The following is a 19100-nucleotide window of genomic DNA, read 5'->3' on the forward strand; positions in this document are numbered from 1 at the left end:
TTTCTGAAGGTAGCGGCAATTTGATATGTTTATTTTTGGAAACACAATAATAAGAATCGAGTGCTATGCGTGAGGGAGAAATCAAAAGTATTTTTGGGAATAAAGTGAGGGTACGTGTCATGGGGCTTTTTCGTCGAGACAATCAGATTCTTTTGATCAATCATCGGGGACTCAATACACACGATGAATTATGGTTGCCACCAGGTGGAGGAGTAGATTTCGGGGTAGGAATAGAGGAAACTCTTCGGCAAGAATTTAAAGAGGAATTGAATGTAGAAATTACTGTTGGAGACTTTCTTTTCTTGAGTGAATTCAGGTCTTTGGACTACCACGCAATTGAGCTATTTTTCGAAATTAAGACAATCAAAGGAGATTTGAAACTAGGGTTGGATCCAGAACTCGAACATGATCAAATCTTGCAAGAATGGCAGTTTTGGTCTTTTGACCAAATAAATAAAATACCTCAAAACCGCTTTCATGCTGTGTTTCAGAACCTTCGTGATTTGGATGAATTATTCTGTTGTCGGGGATTTTTTAATGTTGGAAATATTGTCTAAAATAGCAATTGTTTAAAAGCACATTTACTCTAAAAATATTTATACTTGCAAAAAATTGAATTTCGGATGGATAAAACTAGAATCATCGCTATTGTATTTCTTTTTGTGTCCTTAGGACTTGCGTATTTCTTAGGAAGTAGGATTTATAAGTCTATAAATGACGCCAATAGAATCGAAACGATGGAAAAAAGAGTGATCGATAAATTGTCAATGATTAGAGAGGCTCAAATCGCCTACCAATCTGTAAATGGTAAATACACCAGTGATTGGGGTAAATTGAAAGCCTTTGTTGATTCAGGTCAATTTTATCTTGTCGATAAGATAGAACATATCATGACCATGGATTATGGTGCTGACAGTGTATATATCGAAATTGATACATTAGGTACTATTTTGGTTAAAGATTCTATTTTTTCACCTAAAAGATATCCTAATTTTAAAACTGAAGATCTTTCAAAAGTCCCTGGTTCTACCAAAAATGCTGAGTTTGGCATGTGGGCTGATGAAATTGATAAAAGTGGTGTGAAAATTGACGTGGTTGAAGTATGGGATACTGACCCTGTCAATCCTATGCGTAACGAGAAAAACGAATCACGTACTAAGAAGCCACTTAGATTTGGTTCTAGAACTAACGTAACAACCGCAGGAAACTGGGAGTAAGCAACTTTGGAGACAACAAAATCCACCTCATACAAATTAGTATCAAGGATAAAAGACAGTAGGTTTGATGTAGATAGACTACACGACTATTGTCTTTTATTGCAAATCGGTCTGCGCGATATTCAAATATGCGTAACCGACACCAGGGATGATTCTTGTCTCTTGGTGGAGGATTTCTTGTTGCTAGAAATCAAAACTGTGAACTCTCGTTTGCAGGCTCTGAATGCTCTTTTTGAGAATCATCATTTGCTGACAGCTGGTTTTTGGGATTCAGTCAAGCTTTCATTGAAAAGCCATAAGTTTTCGTTGGTACCCTCTTCTCATTTTATTCCAGACTCTATCAGTGAATATTTGAAACTCAACTGTGTGGTCAATCCTAATGTAGAAGGTGAATATTACTACCAGCACAAGTCATCCAATGTCGTCAATGCTTTTGCAGCAGACAAGCGATTGATCAATTGGGTGAAGTCTTTGTATCCTTCTAAGGATATCATCATCATGCATCAAGGTAGTGCTTTGATAGAAGCAGTTTTGCGTCAAAAGGTACAGGGTGAGGGCAAGGGAGTGTTTTGCATCTTGGATCGAAATGTGCTCCATGTGTTTGTCTCTCACAACAATCAATTACATTATTACAATCAATTCTCTATTAAATCAAGTCAAGAGATGTTGAAGTATGTAATGTTGGTGTTCAAGGAGTTTGGATTAGATCAACGTACTCAACCAGTAGTGTTTTGGGGTAGTTTGTCTGAGAAAGGTGAGGCGCTGCAATTGTTGCGCAAATATATTCGCAACATTACTTTGGGCAACAAACCTTCTTTCTTGAAATTCAATTACATGTTTGATGAGATTCCTGATCATCATCTTATCGATTTGTTCAGCATGCATCTTTGCGATTAAAGCATAGATTATGTCTGCTAAAAAAATAGCGCTATTTCCAGGTTCTTTTGACCCTTTCACCAAAGGACATCTTGATATTGTTTTGAGGGCTGATGGGATGTTTGATGAAATCATCATTGCGATTGGGCACAACTCCCAGAAAAAGCGGTATTTCGATATTGAATATATGATTGAAAAGATCGAAGGAATATTTGCAGACAACGACAAGATAAGTGTCATCACGTACAATGAACTAACTGCTGTCTTGGCAAAAAAGGTGTCTGCTAATTATCTTTTGAGAGGATTGAGGAATACAACTGATTTTGAATATGAAAATAGTATCTCTCAGGTCAATAGATATCTGAATACGGAATTAGAAACTGTTTTTCTGATTACATCTCCAGAGTTTGCTCACATCAGTTCTACCATCATTAGAGAAGTGCACAAATATGACGGTGATATCAGTGCTTTCGTGCCTTACGCGATCTGATTTTTCACTTCTTCTCCTATTATCATTTCACGGTGTTTTTTGATGACTTCTTTGATGGTCTTGTAGGAGTGATACATGGCGATGTCTACTTCTGATGTGCCCATCCAAACTACTTCATCAATATTTTCAGATTTTTGAGGTTTGATATTGCTGTCGTCTTTGCAGGTCATTCGGTACCAGTGAGTCTTTTTGATGACGTATTTATGGTTCATGAGGTAGGTGTGCCACGTCGAACCAATTTTGCTGATGATTTGTACTTTGGCACCTGTCTCTTCTTCCACCTCTCTGACAGCACAGTCTTTTGGTTTTTCTTTTTTCTCCATTTTTCCTTTGGGGATATCCCAAAGATCATGACGAAGAATCATCATTACTTTATCTTCCTTTTCGACCAGCCCGCCAGCAGCTTCGATCAGGTTAAAATGTGAGATGAGGTATTCTTTTGCTTTGAGCTTGCTTTTCACTACGATTTCCACACTTTTAATTTTGTGGTGTTTCTTGTTCGTCATGATTTTGAGCAACTTATCGATGGCCATGAAGGTCTTGTTTTCTATCAAAACGTGACCTTTGAGTTTTGCCAATGGAATCAGAATGTCTGTGTCGTCCAAACGAAGATCGTATTCCTTCTCGTCTTTGCGTCTGCTATCTCGTATCCTTACTGGAATGTCGTTAATATAGATCTTCATGTTTGAATAAGCTCATTGCGCAATAATAGAAAAGTCTCAAGTATATATGTAACAGAATGGTTTAAAATATTGCTATTTTCGCAGCATGAGTAACCAAGGATCCAACATCGCACTCCGATCGCGCATCGCATCGGAACTTTTGAGAATCAAGGCCATCAAACTGAGCCCAAACGAGCCATTCAAATGGAGCTCTGGATGGAATTCGCCTATTTATTGCGACAACAGACTCACCTTGTCTTATCCAGATTTGAGGACCATGATTAAGAATGCCTTTGTACAAGATATCAAATTGAGATACCCTGATGCCGAGGTGATTGCAGGAGTGGCTACTGCGGGTATTCCGCAAGGAGCTATTATTGCCGAAGCGATGAATTTGCCATTTATCTATGTGAGAGACAAGGCCAAATCTCATGGTATGACCAATAGAATAGAAGGCCAAATTCAACCTGGAAAGAATGTCGTGGTAATCGAAGATTTGATCTCAACGGGAGGGAGCTCTATCAGAGCCATAGAGGCACTCAGAGAGGTAGACATGAAGGTGTTGGGACTTGCGGCGATCTTTTCTTATGGCTTTCCAGATGCTGACAAAAATTTCGAAGCTGCTGAGGTAGATTATTTTACTTTGTCAGGTTATGATGTGCTATTGGATATTGCTATCCATGAGAAGTATATAGAGAAGGAGGTGTTGTCATCTCTGTCTGCATGGAAAGATGATCCAGCCAGCTGGAAAGTATGATTGGATTGATTGATCGGTTACAAATCCATTTTTGTACTTTTCTTCACACGGAGTGTGTCAAGCAGCTTTTCTAAAACTTCTCGATCACACCTAAACCAAATAGGGCAAAGTCATATTTGACTGGGTCATATGGGTCTAATTGTCGTAGTTGCTGGGTCAATTCAGAGGCAGTTTGCCAATCACTTTGTTCGCGTTGTAGCAGATTTAGTTTGATCGCGGTTCGCTGTACATGTACATCCAGTGGACAGATCAGACTCGCAGGAGATAGGTTCTTCCAAATGCCGAAATCTACACCCTGATCGTCTTGCCTCACCATCCATCGCAAATACATGTTGAGTCTTTTGCATGCAGATTTGCGTGCAGGTGTTGAAACATGCTTCTTTGTTCGGTCTGGTGCATATTCTAAGCTGAAAAATCGATCATGGTAGTGTTTGAGATTGGTGTATGTATCATTGGGCAAAGAAGAAATGAACGCCTCTTCCAATGAATCATGTTGGGTGTAGTGGTGTTTGAGATAGGCAATGAAATAGAGGGTGTCGGTGGCATTGAACGTGCGGTGCTTGAATGCAGTAAGTGCTTTGAGATCTGAGTCGGTATGGTTTAGCACAAAATCATGAGGAGCATTGTCCATGGTGGCTAACAGTTCTTTGCACTTGTTGATGATCGTTTTCCTCAGTCCCCAAGCCAAAGTGGCCGCAAAAAGACCAGCAATCTCAATGTCCTGTTTTTTTCTAAAAGCATGAGGAATACAGATGGGGTCTTCTGGAATGAAATTAGGCTGATTGTATAGCTCTACTTTCTGATCTAAGAAATCTTTGAGTCTATCGGTGATCATTCTTTGGTGTATTGCGTGAGCACAGGGATCTTGGAATCTATTCCTCCCAAACCAACAAAGGCAGCATGAGAGATGCGCATCATCACATTTTTATTCAACCCTGTTTCTGGCAATGCCCCCACTACACGTACATATACTTTTTTGCCATTCATTTGATTTTGTACGAGGATCAAGGTGCCTACAGCAGCTTGTTTGTGTAAGGCGAGGTATTTGGAGGTATGATCTGTGTCTTCTATCTCCATCACGAATCCCTCTTGTTTGATCTCTGTTTTCCCAGCCTCGTTGACACTAGATTTGGTTTTGATATCTGAATTGTCCGTCTTGACATAGATCGTGTCAAGCGCAAATTTCTTTTTCTTGGGAATAAGGAGAGGGTCCTTGGTTTCAGCTTTTTCTTCCCGTGGTACACCACTTGCCACGATGAGTTTTTGCCCAATACTGAGATTGTAAGATTGAAGCTGGTTCCATGTCGTTAATTCATCTAGTGTGACTCCATATTGCTTGGAAATACCAAACATGGTCTCTTGTGGTTGTACGATGTGGTAAGTCGCCGTATTGAGAGGAAGTGTATTGACTTCTGCTGTTTTTGGAACGGGTTTGATTGATTTTTCGGGTTTCAGCAATAAGGTATCACCAATGCCAATGTTGTTGGAGGTGAGATGGTTGTATCGAATAATTGAATCAATCGGGATTTGGTAGTTTCTAGAAATAGCGAAGAGTGTTTCACCTGTCTTGACAATATGAGTACTTGACTGATTTGAGGGTTGAGGCGCTGAAGTCTTGCTTTCAGACAAGTCTGTGTCCGTGCTATCTTTTTTCTTCTTGGTATAGGGGATGGTTAATTCATCGTACATCTTGAGACCAGTGATGATGGATGGATTGTACTTTTCTATTTCGGATATTTCTACGTCATATCGTTTGGAGATTGAGTAGAGGGTTTCTTTGGGCTCTACTCTGTGAATGATGAATTTTTTTCCTTTGATTTTTTCCATCCTCAAACTATCTAGCGAACTGCTATAACCTAGTAAGACCATAGAAATGAAAAGTATCGTAAAGAGAAGTGTTTTATAATTCAATGACATTCAGTGTTTGTTTTCCTGTAATAAAAATCAAATGATTGTGGCAAATGAAAAAGGTGTATTTGCCAATTCCTTTCAGTCCTTCGGCTAGCAAATACCTGTCCAATACCTCGCCTTTTGAATCCAAAATCACCAAATGATTGGATACCTTTTGATTTTCAATCACATAGTATGATATCAGTATCGTATTGCCTTGTTTCAGGTATTCACAAGACTTGACAGGCGTATGACCCAGCCGTTTGAGTAGCTTCTCAAACCATGAAAAGTACGGTGTCTCATTGGAATAGGCAATTGGGTAGCGTACATCTGAGGATGGTGGGATTGGCTCATATTCATTTTCTGTACTGGCACCAGTATTCAAATCAATCGTCACGGTCTTACCTACAAACATCGAATGAGGAACTTTGATCCAGTGGTCTCCGTGATCCAATATTTGTGAATGGGTCAGTGTTATATATGGTTCTGCTGCACCCCATCTAAAACAAAATATCTCTACCGAGTTGGGGTTGTTTTGGTCAGAGAAACGCTGCGTCAATACATAATCCTCCCCAAAATCTTTGAGTACAATGTTTTTGTATTCAGTTGTGACCGTGAGCTCGTTAGTGATTTCTTTTTGATCAAGATCTATGAGGTAAAAAGCAGGCAAATCATGGTGTAAAAACTCAATCAGCAATTGTCGACCCTCCGCATCAGGTTGGAGGTAGAGAATAGGGCCAGGAAGTTCTAGTTCGAGGGGTGTGAGGTTCGTAGCTGAGGACAAAATATTCTCCGAATTAAATTAAAGTCACAAATTAGGGGATAAATGAATATTATTGCCAAAACACAGATTCAAAATCAAAAATTACTTGAAATGAAACTTCGGCCTATCTACTTTATCCTATGGGGATGCTTACTCTTTTCTGCTTTACAAAGTTACGGGCAATCGGACAGTACTTTGGTTTTTTTGATCAAACTACAATCTGAAATCGACCCACGAACCAATCGCTATACAGAACTGGCGCTGGACAAAGCGAACGAGCTCAATGCTGACTATGTAGTCATCGAAATGGATACATATGGAGGGGCATTGACGGATGCCGATGACATACGTACCCGAGTTTTGGAATTCGAAAAACCGATCTACGTGTATATCAACAAGGATGCAGCATCTGCTGGAGCTTTGATCTCGATCGCTTGTGATAGCATCTATATGGCTGCAGGTGCGTCTATTGGGGCGGCAACTGTAGTGACCCAAGATGGTAGTGCAGCTCCAGATAAGTACCAATCTTATATGCGCTCCATTATGCGCTCAACCGCCGAGGCAACAGGTCGAAATCCATTGATCGCAGAAGCGATGGTGGATCAAACCATCGAGGTAGATAGCATCTCTACCAATGGTAAGGTGATTACTTTCTCTACGACCGAAGCGATCAAATATGGGTTCTGTGAAGCACAAGTCAAAAACATCGATGAGATCATGAAAAGATCAGGTGTGAGTGATTATGAAGTGCATGAGTTTGAATTGAGTACTGCTGACAAGATTATAGCGATCTTCATCAATCCTTTTGTGAGTGGAATCCTCATTTTGGTGATATTGGGAGGGATCTATTTTGAACTGCAAACTCCTGGAGTTGGGTTTCCTTTGCTGGCAGCTCTGCTGGCCCTGATCCTTTATTTTGTACCCTACTACATGAATGGTCTGGCGGAGTACTGGGAGATCTTGATCTTTTTTGTGGGGGTAATACTGATTGGGTTAGAGATTTTTGTGATTCCAGGATTTGGTGTAGCAGGAGTCTCTGGAATTATCTTGTCGGCTGGTTCTTTGGTACTGATGATGATCAACAACGATTTCTTTGACTTTTCATTTGTACCAGATGGAGAGATTGCTACAGCATCATTGACGACTTTTGTGGCTGTACTAGGTGCAGTGGTACTGATGTTTGTTGGAGGAGCAAAATTTACAGAATCGCGTGCGTTTAAGCGGATCGCGTTGCAAACTGTTTTGGATTCTAAGCAAGGGTATTCGGCTAATTTTAAGAAGGAATCATTGATTGGGAAGGAAGGGGTGGCTTATACGATTTTGAGACCCAGTGGAAAGGTCATGATCGATGATACCTTGCAAGACGCATCTAGTCGTGGAGAATACATTGACAAGGACGCCAAAATAGTGGTGATAGGAGAGGAGGGTAATTACTTAAAAGTAAAAGCAGTTGTATGAAAAGGATGTTTTTAGTATCACTGTTGTTCATCTTGACGATACGTTCTTATGGCCAAGAGAAGGAAATCGGGCAGTTACTCAATAAGTGGCATTTGGCGGCAGCCCATGCTGATCTAGAGGCCTATTTTGAATTCATGGCAGACGATGGGTATTATTTGGGAACAGATCAATTTGAGGTTTGGACAAAGGATGAGTTTTATGGTTTTTGTAAACCCTATTTTGATCAGAAAAAGACTTGGGATTTTACTGTAGAGAGACGCAAGATTTTTCTTACTGAAGACAAGAAGACGGCTTGGTTTGAAGAAGTATTGTCTACATGGATGGGGTCTTGTCGTGGCTCTGGTGTGTTGGTACTGACAGAGGAAGGATGGAAGTTGAAACAATACAATTTGGCAGTATTGGTATCTAACGACGATATTCAAGACTATTTGAAAATATTAAAAGAGAAGTAAGGATGAATAAGAAAACAGTGTTGATGGTGCTGTATTGGGTTTTGTTTTCAGGGGCGATATGGGCGTTTTATGTGGGCTTACGCTCGACAACTCAGCAGTTGGAGTACACTGGCTTGGCTTTGGTAATTTGGTTGGCTGCCTTTGGTGTAAACTGGTACATGAAAAGGATGAAGAATCACTAGAAGTAGTGAGTAATTAAGGACTTAGAATAGCTAACTTTATATAATCAACCTTATAAATTATGAAACAAAGTTTTACTAGAATTAGGGGTCAAGTTTTTTACTGTAGTCTGCTTAGCCTGTTTTTTATAGCTTGTGCAGAAGAATTTGATCCCCCAACTTTTGATGTAGAGCAAATAGAGGGATATCAGCCCATTTATGATGTAGAGCAGTTAGAAATTGATTTAACTGATCCCATAGATTATGTGGCACCTCGAAATGTAATCAAGTATCAGAATTTTCTATTCATCTCAGAGTTGGCTGGTGGGTTTCATGTACTCAACAATACCAACCCTGCCAGCCCAGTGAAGATAGGTTTTTTCAGCATTCCCTCGAATGAAAATATTGCAGCCAAGGGCAACGTAATTTATGCCGATTCAGGTCCACATCTTTTAGCCATGTCTATCGAGCAGGATGGTAGTATAGATGTGAGACGATTGGAAAATGTGTTTCAATATGGGAAGAGACGAAACAGAGAGTTTGATTTGACTATTGTACCTCCTAAGTCAGGCTACTATTTCGACTGTGTTGAAGATGAAAAAGGCGCAGTTGTCGGTTGGAAGAAGGTTATTTTGAACAATCCTCAATGCTATTTTTGATATGAAGAACCTACTAAAATATATCGTATTGTCAATGCTATCTGTAGTGATGGTTTCTTGTGAGGATGGCGACATTGGCTTTGAGTTTGATGACCAAGATGTGTCCACGAGTGGATCGATAGCCAAGTTTTACATCGACCAGACACACCTGTATGTGATTGAAGAGAACTCATTATCAGTGTTTGATATTACTGATTTCGAAAATATGCAAGTGAAGGCTCAAGTAGATATCAACCGTGAAGTGGAAACTATTTTTCGTCTGGGAGATGTTTTGTATTTGGGTACCACCACTGGTGTGTTGTTTTATGATATCAGCGATCCTAATCTACCAAGCTACCTATCTTCTTACAATCATTTTACAGGGTGTGATCCTGTGGTCTCTGATGGTCAGTATGCTTATACAACCTTGCGCAGCAATGCTGGTTGTGGCGGAGGGACCAATGTATTGGATGTAGTGGACATGTCAAATCTAGATAACCCAGTGTTGGTTAAGTCTTATGAAGTGGCATCACCTTATGGTTTAGTGCTATTCGATGACTATTTGTTCCTTGCTCAAGGAAGCAATGGAATGAAAGTCTTCGATATTTCAGATGTGAGCAACGCTATCGAAGTAGGCGCTTATAGCGATATCAAAGCTTTAGATTTTATCAGAGATGGCCAAAATATAATCATCAGAACTGAGTCAGGCATCACTCAAATCGCGGTAAATGCAGATGCTAGTTTCTCAGTGTTAAGCCAAATCAACTACTAATGAATTACTACATCAAACCCACTCTTGCAGTATTGTTTTTTTCAATGATGGTACGCATGGTTGCCGCACAAGAGAATCAACCCACTAAGGAAGTCCCAATAAAGGAAGCTCCTATGCAGGAAACCTCTGTAAAACAAGAAGCCTCGAACCCAGAGCAGGCCAATACTATACTAACTGCGTCAGATCCAATCCATGGTGTCTCTGTAGGGATGGCAGTGAACCTGTTCTCTCTTTTTGGCAACTATAATACATTCATGATGTCTGGCAATGTCGTGTTTAATGAGCAATTAGGAGTAGAAATAGGGGGTGGTCCTGTATTGCAATCTGAAGTGTGGACAAGATATATGCGCGACAATCAAAACACCTTTGCACCACATATTGGGATGTTCTTTGATATTTTAGGAATGGATAATGCTGAGAAGGGAATAGAGCAGCACCAAGGATATTCACTATTTGGAGAATTTAAATACTATGTTGTTCCAGGTCGCCATCAACCGTTTTTTGGTTTGGGTTATTCCTACCTTAACTCAAGATATACTACGAGTTATGTGGTAAAAATGAATCAAAGTCAAAAATATTATAGAAATGTAAAGCAAGATTATCAATCCATTGTCAATACTTATTATCTCATGATAGGTTACAGAGTGACTTTTGCTCAAGAGAAATTATTCTTAGAAGTGGGGGTCAATTTTAGACGGGTTTACAAAGAAGTGAGTCCTGAATTTGATAATCTAATAGGTGAAGTAGTGACGAACGAAGGCTTCGTCAAAGACATTGACAAGTATCCCTTGCCAGTTTCATTGGATTTGAAAATTGGATTGAAGGTATTTAATTGATGAAGCGAAAGCTTTCTGAGCCATTTGAGGCAATACTTTTTGATATGGATGGTGTTATCATTGACAGTGAGCCTATATGTCGTACTGTCATTGCCGCCATGTTGAAGGATCGTGGGCATGTAGTAAGCGTTGAATTACAAAATCAGTATGTAGGTAGGAAGACTTCTGAGATGTGGGCAGATTTTATTACGACATTCGATCTTGCCGAACCTGTATCAGCCCTCACTGCACAATCCGATAATCAATACCTTGAGTTGATCAAACATAGTGAGATGCAGCCAATCTCGGGGCTTATACCTCTACTGGACTATTTTCAATCCCTTAACAAAAAAATGATCGTAGCTTCTTCAGCTACTGCTTACAATATTCATTTAGTTTTAGATAAATTTGCCCTCTCTCACTATTTTGAAGGGCATGTAAGTAGCGATGAGGTCAAACAGGCAAAACCCAATCCTGATATTTTTTTGCTAGCAGCCAAAAAACTTGGTGTAAACCCAACGGACTGTTTGGTGATTGAAGATTCGAGAAATGGTATTCTCGCAGCTCGTGCTGCAGGTATGTCATCTGTCGGGTATCAAAATCCCCATTCGGGCAATCAGGATTTACAATTAGCAGATGCTGTAGTACATTCATTGAGCGAGATCATTGCTCTCGTCAACTAAGATTGATTAATAAATAAACTTGAATACGAATATGTTTCCAAAAGTAAATCCTGCGCTAACCGATTCATGGTCTGAACTAGAAGAGCACTATGAAAAAATATCTGGTGAACCGATCATCGATATGTTCAAAAATGACCCAGAGCGCTTCTCAAAGTTTTCGATCCAATGGAAGGAGTTTCTGGTGGATTACTCAAAAAATATCATCAACGATGAATCCATGTCGCTGCTGATGAAGCTGGCCAAAGAATGCGAACTGAAAGACGCAATCGAGGCGATGTTTACAGGAGAAAAAATCAACGAAACAGAAGACAGAGCAGTATTGCACACCGCTTTGAGAAGCAACAGTACTGAGCCGTTGAAAGTGGATGGTCAAGACATCAGACCTCTGATCCAAACTGAGTTGAAGAAAGTAGAATCTTTCGCTAATAAATTTCATGCTGGGGAGCTCAAAGGTTATTCTGGGAAGAAATTAAACACCATCGTCAACATTGGGATTGGTGGTTCTGATTTGGGCCCATATATGGTGACAGAGGCATTGAAACCATACAGCGTAGAAGGTATCAAAGCCTATTTCGTATCCAATGTGGATGGATCTCACCTGCATCAAGTACTCAAGCAAGTAAATCCAGAAGAAACTATCTTTATCGTGGCTTCTAAGACATTTACGACACAAGAAACGATGACCAATGCGCAGTCTGCCAAGGATTGGTTCTTGGGACATGCTAAAAATGAAGCGGAAATTGCGAAGCATTTTATCGCATTGTCTACTAACAAAGCATCTGTAGAAGCGTTTGGTATTGATTCCAAAAACATGTTTGAGTTTTGGGATTGGGTAGGAGGTAGATACTCTCTATGGTCATCGATCGGGGCGTCTATTGCTTTGACAGTTGGATTCAAAAACTTCAAAGAACTTCTAAATGGTGCAGAAGCAATGGATCTTCATTTCAGGGAAACTCCATTTGATAAGAATTTGCCTGTGATCATGGCTTTGTTGGGGATTTGGTACAACAATTTCTTTGGTGCGGAATCACATGCGATTCTACCATACGATCAGTATATGCACCGTTTTGCAAGTTACTTGCAGCAAGGAGACATGGAAAGCAACGGTAAGTTTGTAGATAGAAATGGAGAGCCAATCGCAATCCAAACAGGCCCAGTGATCTGGGGAGAGCCCGGTACCAATGGTCAGCACGCATTTTACCAATTGATACACCAAGGTACCAAGTTGATCGCATCGGACTTCATTGCAGCAGCTCAAAGCCAAAACCCAATGGGAGATCATCATCCTAAGTTGTTGGCTAACTTTTTTGCACAGACGGAGGCTTTGATGAAAGGAAAAATCGAAGACCAAGTCATCAACGAATTGCTCAAAGAGGGCAAAGAAGAAGAGGAAATTGAAGCATTGTTGCCATTCAAGGTATTTGAAGGCAATCAGCCGACCAACTCTATTTTGATTAAGAAAATCACACCATTCAACTTGGGTGCTTTGATCGCCATGTACGAACACAAGATATTCGTCCAAGGAGTGATTTGGAACGTATTCAGTTTTGATCAGTGGGGCGTGGAGTTAGGCAAGCAATTGGCGGGTCAAATTTTGCCAGAGCTCAAAGGCGATGAGAAAGTCGCGTCACATGATGCCTCTACCAACGGGTTGATCAATCAGTGGAAAGCTTGGAGATAAGTAAGAATATCTATTAATTGTCCCTTGAACCTCATCATGAGTTGATGTTCAAGGGAAATTTTCAAAATGAAATTGTAATATGAAGATAGCAGTAATAGCACATGATGGAAAGAAAGCTGAAATGGTTGGTTTTCTATTGGAGAACAAAGAGAAGCTAGAAGGAGCGGAGATTTGTGCTACAGGGACTACAGGTAGTCATGCCGAAAGAGGTGGATTGGTCGTGACTAAATATCTATCAGGACCAGTAGGAGGTGATGCACAGATTGCAACTTTGGTCGCAGAGAAGAAGTTGGATGTTGTGCTTTTCTTTCGTGACCCACTGGGCAAGCACGCCCATGAGCCAGACATCCAGATGCTGATGAGATTGTGTGATGTACACAACATTCCTTTGGCTACCAATCCTGCAGGAGCACAGTTGCTCTTGGATGGTTTGTATCAAAAGGGCGTTTGATCCCTCGCATGTAAAAAACATAAGCGGATGATGTGTTGTGAAGCAGGTCATCCGCTTTTTTGTGCACAAAAGACAAATGGGTTTTTGCCGTGAAAACGAACTAAAATAAATGCCTTTTGTGCGGTTCATGGATTGGAAACTAGATTACATTTGCTCCATTATTTTCATTATTAAAATCACTCGTGTTACATATTCGTAAAGCCACAGAAAAGGATCTTGCATTGATTCAGTCCATTGAGGAATCTTCGTTTCCAGTATTTCAGCGAAGCAATCTCAGAACCCTCAGATTGAGTCTATCCAGTGCCAATCAAGAGGTTTGGGTGTATGAAGATGAAAACAAAGAGACAGCTGGAGTATTGATTTTGCATTTGCACAAGCGTACTTTGAGAATTTTTTCTATTGGAGTAAAAGAGACGCACCAAGGTCAGGGCATAGGGACAAGTTTGTTGACACATGCTTGCAACTTGGCATTGACCTACGGCAATTACAAAGTGTCACTTGAAGCGAGTGTGACCAACGAAAAATTGATCAAGTGGTATCAAAACGCAGGTTTTGTGATCACCGAAAATCTAGACAATTACTACTGCGAAGGAGAAAGTGCCGTTCGCATGGTTTTTGAAATACCAGGAGCCAAAACCAAGACAGAGACAGAAAACATCGTCGTGGTTGACAAGCCTTCAGATTTCAAGTTTGACATAGATTCAATCAAGATCGTATCTGCTAAAAATTACATTTCCAATCAGGAATTTCACAATATCAAGAATGCGAGGATTTATAATCTTTGCAACTCTTATAGTTATCAAAGCATAGGCTACTACGTATCATTATTGGCCTCAGCGAGAGATCATCGAGTGATGCCTAGTGTATCCACCATTCGAGATTTCAACAGTACACAGATCACCCGATCAGTGACATACGAATTGGGCGAAGTGATCCAAGAAACGCTTTCTAAACACAAAGAGACAGAATATAATCTGTTGGTGTACTATGGTCAGACCAACAAGACTGGATTCAAGAAACTGGCACATCAGCTGTTTCAAGTTTTTGAATCACCCATCATTAGGATCAAATTCACCAAAGCAGATAAATGGTTGATACAAAAAGTATCACCTATGCGGGTGAGTAGTTTGACTGAGGAAGAACTTCAGTTGTTGTATCGATTTTCTAAGGATTACTTTTCGCGCAAGCGCTTCCATAAAACCAAGTCCAAGCAGTACAAGTACGACTTGGCGATTTTGGTCAACCCTACGGAGGCCACTCCGCCATCAGGTCCTCAAGCGCTGAGAGCGTTTAAGAAATCTGCCGAGAAATATGGCTTTTGTGTGGAGTTTATAACCAAGGAGGACATAGATCGTATTTCGGAGTTTGATGCCTTGTTCATTCGTGAGACAACCAATGCCAAAGATCATACTTATCTCATGTCCAGACTAGCCTATGCGGAGGGTTTGGTTGTGATCGATGATCCATGGTCGATTTTGCGTTGTTCCAACAAGATTTTTCAAAACGAAAAATTGAAGCAGCACAATGTATTGACACCAGCGACACAGATTTTGGTCAAGGGTGTGTTTAAACCTGAGCATGCCAATGGAATGAATTTTCCAGTAGTACTCAAGCAGCCAGATAGTGCTTTTTCTTTGGGTGTTTCCAAAGCCAATAACAAGGAAGAGTTGATCAGCCAAATGGCGTTGTTGTTCAAAAATTCTGATCTCGTAGTAGCGCAGGAATTTTTATACTCGGATTATGATTGGCGTATTGGCGTATTGGATCAGTCACCCTTATTTGCATGCAAATATTACATGAGCAAAGATCACTGGCAGGTGTATAACTGGGAAGTCAATAAAAACGATACAGGTGGCAATGCGGAGATTTTGGAGCTCAAAGATGTGCCTCCAAAGGTGATCAAGACCGCCTTGAAGGCTGCTTCGCTTATGGGGGATGGTTTGTACGGTGTGGATCTCAAAATGGTCAACGGCAAGGTCTACGTCATAGAAGTCAACGACAATCCTAACATCGATGTGGGTTGCGAGGATTTGATCATGGGAGATGAGTTATACGACCGATTGATACACTCTATACTTACACGGATCGAAGTATCTCGCAACATCAAAAGCCCTGTTATGTCGCTTTATTCTGATCGCTAAATGTGATTTCTCTCTTTTTATCTAAGGGAGGATATGGGTTTACTTGTAGATAGCCTTATTCCTGATAGGCGTATCTACAGTGGTGGGGCTACTTTTTGAGTAATGCGTTCAGATCAGAAAATCTTGCAATGATTATTTAGTGAAGCAAGATAATTCAATATTCCATTTTAGGGCATCTTGAATGTCTACGCATTCGAAGTGATTCGAATCCCTTTTGACCAACCCATTTTGGAAATGGACGTATGGATTTTCTGAAAACCAATCGATTGTATAACTTCGGATATTGGACTTTTCGATACTAAACACAAAGATCAAACATGGAATATAGAAAATTAGGAGAATCCGACTTAGTCGTATCAGCTATTACTTTTGGTGCATGGGCAGCTGGAGGATGGATGTGGGGCAAAACTGAGCGCTCTGAGGCAGTGGAAGCGATCAGGGCATCGTATGATCAGGGGGTCACGTCGATAGATACAGCGCCCATCTATGGTCAGGGTACGAGTGAAGAGATTGTAGGAGAAGCAATCAAGGATTTGCCAAGAGACAAAGTGCAGATTTTGACCAAATTTGGGTTGAGATGGGATCTGGCACAGGGTGAATTTTACTTCAATAGTCAGGATAACCAAGGCAAGGATATAGATATCTACCGCTATGCGAGCAAGGATAGTATCATTCAGGAGTGTGAAAACAGTTTGAAGAGGTTGGGTACTGATTACATCGATCTTTATCAGATTCACTGGTCAGACAAGACTATCCCGATCGAGGAGTCCTTCGAAGCAGTGGCACAATTGATCAAAGAAGGCAAGGTACGCCATGCAGGCGTTTGTAATTATACTGTAGCACAAATGCAGGAGGCAGAAAGGGCAGTCAAGCTAGTTTCTAATCAAGTTCCCTTCAGTATGGTCAACAGAGAAATTGAGAATGAAACAGTGCCTCATTGTATAATGCATCACAAATCAATCTTGGCATATAGTCCTATGGAAAGAGGACTATTGACGGGAAAAATCAAACCTGGATACAAGTTTGAGGAAGGAGATCACCGTGCAGGACATCCCCATTTTCAAGAGGACTTTATTATCAAAACCAACAAAATGTTGGATCAAATCAAACCAATAGCTGCATCCAAAGGAGTCGCTTTGTCACAGCTAGTACTGAGATGGACAGTAGAGCGACCAGGAATTACCATTGCCCTAGCAGGTGCGCGAAATGCCCAACAAGCGGTACAAAATGCACGAGCAATGTCTTTTCATTTGAGTCAGGAAGAGCTGGCTATCATTGATCAAGCAGTCGAGGGCTTGAACTAAAAACGACAACCATACATGGAGGCTAACATCCGAAAGCATGTTAGCTTTGCATAGATATGACAATAGTTGGATAAGTGACTGGATATGATGGAAGAAAAATGTTTTACCTACTTTCAGGAGTCAATCGATTCTTATTCATTGCCTGCTCGCTTCACCTACCCATTTTACTACGAGCCTCATCCTTTGTGCTTGTTGGCGGTAAAGGAACTGCAGCAACATCTACAAACCCAAACTGAGTGGACGCATGAGTTCGGTATAGAAGGTCATGTCGAGGGCATCAATATTGGGAAGATGTTTGGCGTGCTCTTGGTGCAAAACCAAAGAGGTGAGATAGGGTATTTGTCTGCCTTTTCTGGGAAGTTGGCTGGGAGTAATCATCATGCTAAGTTTGTGCCACCAGTGGTTGATATTCTGCTCGAAGAGAGTTTTTTCCGCAAGGAGGAAAAAGTCATCATGGCCATTAATCAGCAAATTGATACCATCCAAAAATCCGAAACCTATCTCGCATGCAGGAAACGATGGGAGGATGAAAATAAACTGGCAGTTCAAGAGATAGAATCACTGCGAGAAAAAGTCAGGGAAGCCAAGGCTCATCGCAAGATGCGCAGACAGCAAGGTGAACAAGAGCTGTCTCCTGCTGATTTTGAAGCCCTGCTAGGGCAATTAGGAAGAGAAAGTGTCCAAGGTCATTTTGAACTCAAAGACCTGAATCGAAATTGGAAACTCAGGTTGTCTGCTCGACAGGAGGAACTAGAAGTGTTTGAATCCCAAATCAAGCAGCTCAAAGAAAAGCGCCGTAGCAAATCTGGTGCGCTGCAGCAAAAGATATTTGATCAATACCAGTTTTTGAATCGAGAGGGAAAATCCAAAAGCCTCCATTCGATTTTTGAAAACACCACGCTCAAAGTGCCTCCTTCGGGGGCAGGCGAATGTGCTGCTCCTAAGATGCTGCAATATGCATTCAAGCACGGCATGAAACCATTGGCTTTGGCGGAGTTCTGGTGGGGACAGTCTCCCAATTCGGAGATCAGAAAGCACGGTTATTTTTATCCCTGTTGCAAAGGGAAGTGTGAACCTATATTGTCACACATGCTGGCAGGGATGGAGATGGACGAAAGCCCTATTCTATCTGTTTCTACGACCGAAAAGACCATCGAGACCATTTATGAAGATGAGGAGATGCTCGTCATCAACAAGCCAGCTGATTTTCTTTCTGTGCCAGGTAGGTCCACGGCTGATTCGGTGTATGCTCGGATGATGAATCGATATCCACATGCTACAGGGCCAGTGATGGTGCACCGTCTGGATAGAGCGACATCTGGATTGATGCTGATCGCCAAAACGAAGGATACACACAAGGCACTACAAGATCAATTCTTGACCAATGGGATTAAGAAAAGATATGTGGCATTGCTCAAGGGGTTGGTGACTGGAGATGAAGGAACAATTGATTTGCCACTCAGGGTAGATTTGGATGATCGCCCTAGACAGCTGGTGTGCTATGAATATGGCAAACCTGCTTTGACTAAATGGAAGGTGATTTCACGTGAGAATAACCAAACGCGGATTCATTTCTATCCTATTACTGGACGTACCCATCAACTCCGGATGCATGCTGCACATGCTGATGGATTGAATCATCCTATAGTCGGGGATGAACTCTATGGTAAGAAATCAGATAGGCTGTATTTGCATGCAGAGGCTGTGGAGTTTATACATCCCGTTTTGCAGCAACGGATGAGTTTTGAGGTGCCTGCTGAGTTTTGATCTGTTTTTTTTAGCCAACCACGAAATTAATTAACCAATATTCTTGATGCTTAAGGCAGATTTAATGCATTGATCTTCTTGTGGTTTGATCCACAGTGTTCAGGTTTTTCCTCACTGTGTAGAAC

At 41.0% G+C, this 19100-nt stretch carries 21 protein-coding genes; 17 read left to right on the plus strand and 4 right to left on the minus strand.

What is annotated here, in order from left to right:
- Positions 1 to 65: 65 nt before the first annotated feature.
- The 4 genes from N6H18_RS13160 to coaD all read left to right on the plus strand — a co-directional run bounded on the left by N6H18_RS13160 (position 66) and on the right by coaD (position 2583).
- Positions 66 to 557, plus strand: coding sequence for an NUDIX domain-containing protein (locus N6H18_RS13160; protein WP_262308736.1), 492 nt, complete (start codon positions 66 to 68; stop codon positions 555 to 557).
- Positions 558 to 623: 66 nt separating this feature from the next.
- The gene (locus N6H18_RS13165) at positions 624 to 1217 is read left to right on the plus strand and encodes a hypothetical protein (protein ID WP_262308737.1); all 594 of its coding nucleotides are present in this window, start codon (positions 624 to 626) and stop codon (positions 1215 to 1217) included.
- A 6-nt stretch (positions 1218 to 1223) separates the two neighbouring features.
- Complete coding sequence (locus N6H18_RS13170) at positions 1224 to 2114, plus strand: DUF3822 family protein (RefSeq protein ID WP_262308738.1); 891 nt, start codon at positions 1224 to 1226, stop codon at positions 2112 to 2114.
- A gap of 10 nt (positions 2115 to 2124) precedes the next feature.
- On the plus strand, positions 2125 to 2583 hold the full coding sequence (gene coaD / locus N6H18_RS13175; RefSeq protein ID WP_262308739.1) for a pantetheine-phosphate adenylyltransferase: 459 nt from the start codon (positions 2125 to 2127) through the stop codon (positions 2581 to 2583).
- Here the strand turns inward: coaD and N6H18_RS13180 are convergent.
- Positions 2571 to 3266: an NUDIX hydrolase gene (locus tag N6H18_RS13180; protein WP_262308740.1), complete on the minus strand. Its 696-nt coding sequence runs from the start codon at positions 3264 to 3266 to the stop codon at positions 2571 to 2573. The two genes, coaD and N6H18_RS13180, sit on opposite strands and share 13 nt — an antisense overlap.
- Before the next feature lie 85 nt (positions 3267 to 3351).
- Here N6H18_RS13180 and pyrE point away from each other — a divergent pair, with 85 nt between their 5' ends.
- Positions 3352 to 4002: an orotate phosphoribosyltransferase gene (gene pyrE / locus N6H18_RS13185; protein WP_262308741.1), complete on the plus strand. Its 651-nt coding sequence runs from the start codon at positions 3352 to 3354 to the stop codon at positions 4000 to 4002.
- A 70-nt stretch (positions 4003 to 4072) separates the two neighbouring features.
- On the opposite strand, the gene N6H18_RS13190 is transcribed toward pyrE, so the two are convergent.
- The 3 genes from N6H18_RS13190 to N6H18_RS13200 form a co-directional block, all read right to left on the minus strand.
- On the minus strand, positions 4073 to 4837 hold the full coding sequence (locus N6H18_RS13190) for a TIGR02757 family protein (protein WP_262308742.1): 765 nt from the start codon (positions 4835 to 4837) through the stop codon (positions 4073 to 4075).
- Positions 4834 to 5829 (minus strand): LysM peptidoglycan-binding domain-containing protein, encoded by a 996-nt coding sequence (locus N6H18_RS13195; protein WP_262308743.1) that lies wholly within the window; start codon positions 5827 to 5829, stop codon positions 4834 to 4836. Before N6H18_RS13195 ends, N6H18_RS13190 begins: the two co-directional genes overlap by 4 nt.
- Before the next feature lie 73 nt (positions 5830 to 5902).
- Positions 5903 to 6676, minus strand: a complete 774-nt coding sequence (locus N6H18_RS13200; RefSeq protein WP_262308744.1) for a hypothetical protein — start codon at positions 6674 to 6676, stop codon at positions 5903 to 5905.
- A gap of 90 nt (positions 6677 to 6766) precedes the next feature.
- Between N6H18_RS13200 and N6H18_RS13205 the strand changes: the two genes are divergently transcribed.
- From N6H18_RS13205 to N6H18_RS13260, 12 genes are all read left to right on the plus strand, one after another.
- Entirely contained in the window at positions 6767 to 8113 is a 1347-nt protein-coding gene (locus N6H18_RS13205; protein WP_262308745.1) for an NfeD family protein, read from the plus strand.
- A gap of 5 nt (positions 8114 to 8118) precedes the next feature.
- Positions 8119 to 8565 carry a nuclear transport factor 2 family protein gene (locus N6H18_RS13210; RefSeq protein WP_262308746.1) on the plus strand — a complete coding sequence of 149 codons (447 nt, stop codon included), beginning with the start codon at positions 8119 to 8121 and terminating at the stop codon, positions 8563 to 8565.
- A gap of 2 nt (positions 8566 to 8567) precedes the next feature.
- A complete protein-coding gene (locus tag N6H18_RS13215) occupies positions 8568 to 8747 on the plus strand; it encodes a hypothetical protein (protein ID WP_262308747.1) in 180 nt (59 codons plus the stop codon).
- A gap of 59 nt (positions 8748 to 8806) precedes the next feature.
- Positions 8807 to 9382 carry a hypothetical protein gene (locus N6H18_RS13220; protein ID WP_262308748.1) on the plus strand — a complete coding sequence of 192 codons (576 nt, stop codon included), beginning with the start codon at positions 8807 to 8809 and terminating at the stop codon, positions 9380 to 9382.
- A gap of 1 nt (position 9383) precedes the next feature.
- On the plus strand, positions 9384 to 10133 hold the full coding sequence (locus tag N6H18_RS13225; protein WP_262308749.1) for an LVIVD repeat-containing protein: 750 nt from the start codon (positions 9384 to 9386) through the stop codon (positions 10131 to 10133).
- Positions 10133 to 10969 (plus strand): hypothetical protein, encoded by an 837-nt coding sequence (locus N6H18_RS13230; RefSeq protein WP_262308750.1) that lies wholly within the window; start codon positions 10133 to 10135, stop codon positions 10967 to 10969. The genes N6H18_RS13225 and N6H18_RS13230 overlap by 1 nt, the downstream gene beginning before the upstream one ends.
- Positions 10969 to 11631, plus strand: a complete 663-nt coding sequence (locus N6H18_RS13235; protein WP_262308751.1) for an HAD family hydrolase — start codon at positions 10969 to 10971, stop codon at positions 11629 to 11631. The genes N6H18_RS13230 and N6H18_RS13235 overlap by 1 nt, the downstream gene beginning before the upstream one ends.
- A gap of 31 nt (positions 11632 to 11662) precedes the next feature.
- On the plus strand, positions 11663 to 13312 hold the full coding sequence (gene pgi, locus N6H18_RS13240) for a glucose-6-phosphate isomerase (RefSeq protein WP_262308752.1): 1650 nt from the start codon (positions 11663 to 11665) through the stop codon (positions 13310 to 13312).
- 79 nt (positions 13313 to 13391) lie between these two features.
- On the plus strand, positions 13392 to 13763 hold the full coding sequence (locus tag N6H18_RS13245; protein ID WP_262308753.1) for a methylglyoxal synthase: 372 nt from the start codon (positions 13392 to 13394) through the stop codon (positions 13761 to 13763).
- A gap of 182 nt (positions 13764 to 13945) precedes the next feature.
- Positions 13946 to 15904, plus strand: a complete 1959-nt coding sequence (locus N6H18_RS13250) for a GNAT family N-acetyltransferase (protein ID WP_262308754.1) — start codon at positions 13946 to 13948, stop codon at positions 15902 to 15904.
- A 317-nt stretch (positions 15905 to 16221) separates the two neighbouring features.
- Entirely contained in the window at positions 16222 to 17208 is a 987-nt protein-coding gene (locus N6H18_RS13255; protein ID WP_262308755.1) for an aldo/keto reductase, read from the plus strand.
- An 84-nt stretch (positions 17209 to 17292) separates the two neighbouring features.
- Positions 17293 to 18975 carry a pseudouridine synthase gene (locus N6H18_RS13260; protein WP_262308756.1) on the plus strand — a complete coding sequence of 561 codons (1683 nt, stop codon included), beginning with the start codon at positions 17293 to 17295 and terminating at the stop codon, positions 18973 to 18975.
- Positions 18976 to 19100 lie beyond the last annotated feature (125 nt).

The sequence above is a fragment of the Reichenbachiella agarivorans genome, assembly GCF_025502585.1.
In the GTDB taxonomy this organism is placed as follows: domain Bacteria; phylum Bacteroidota; class Bacteroidia; order Cytophagales; family Cyclobacteriaceae; genus Reichenbachiella; species Reichenbachiella agarivorans.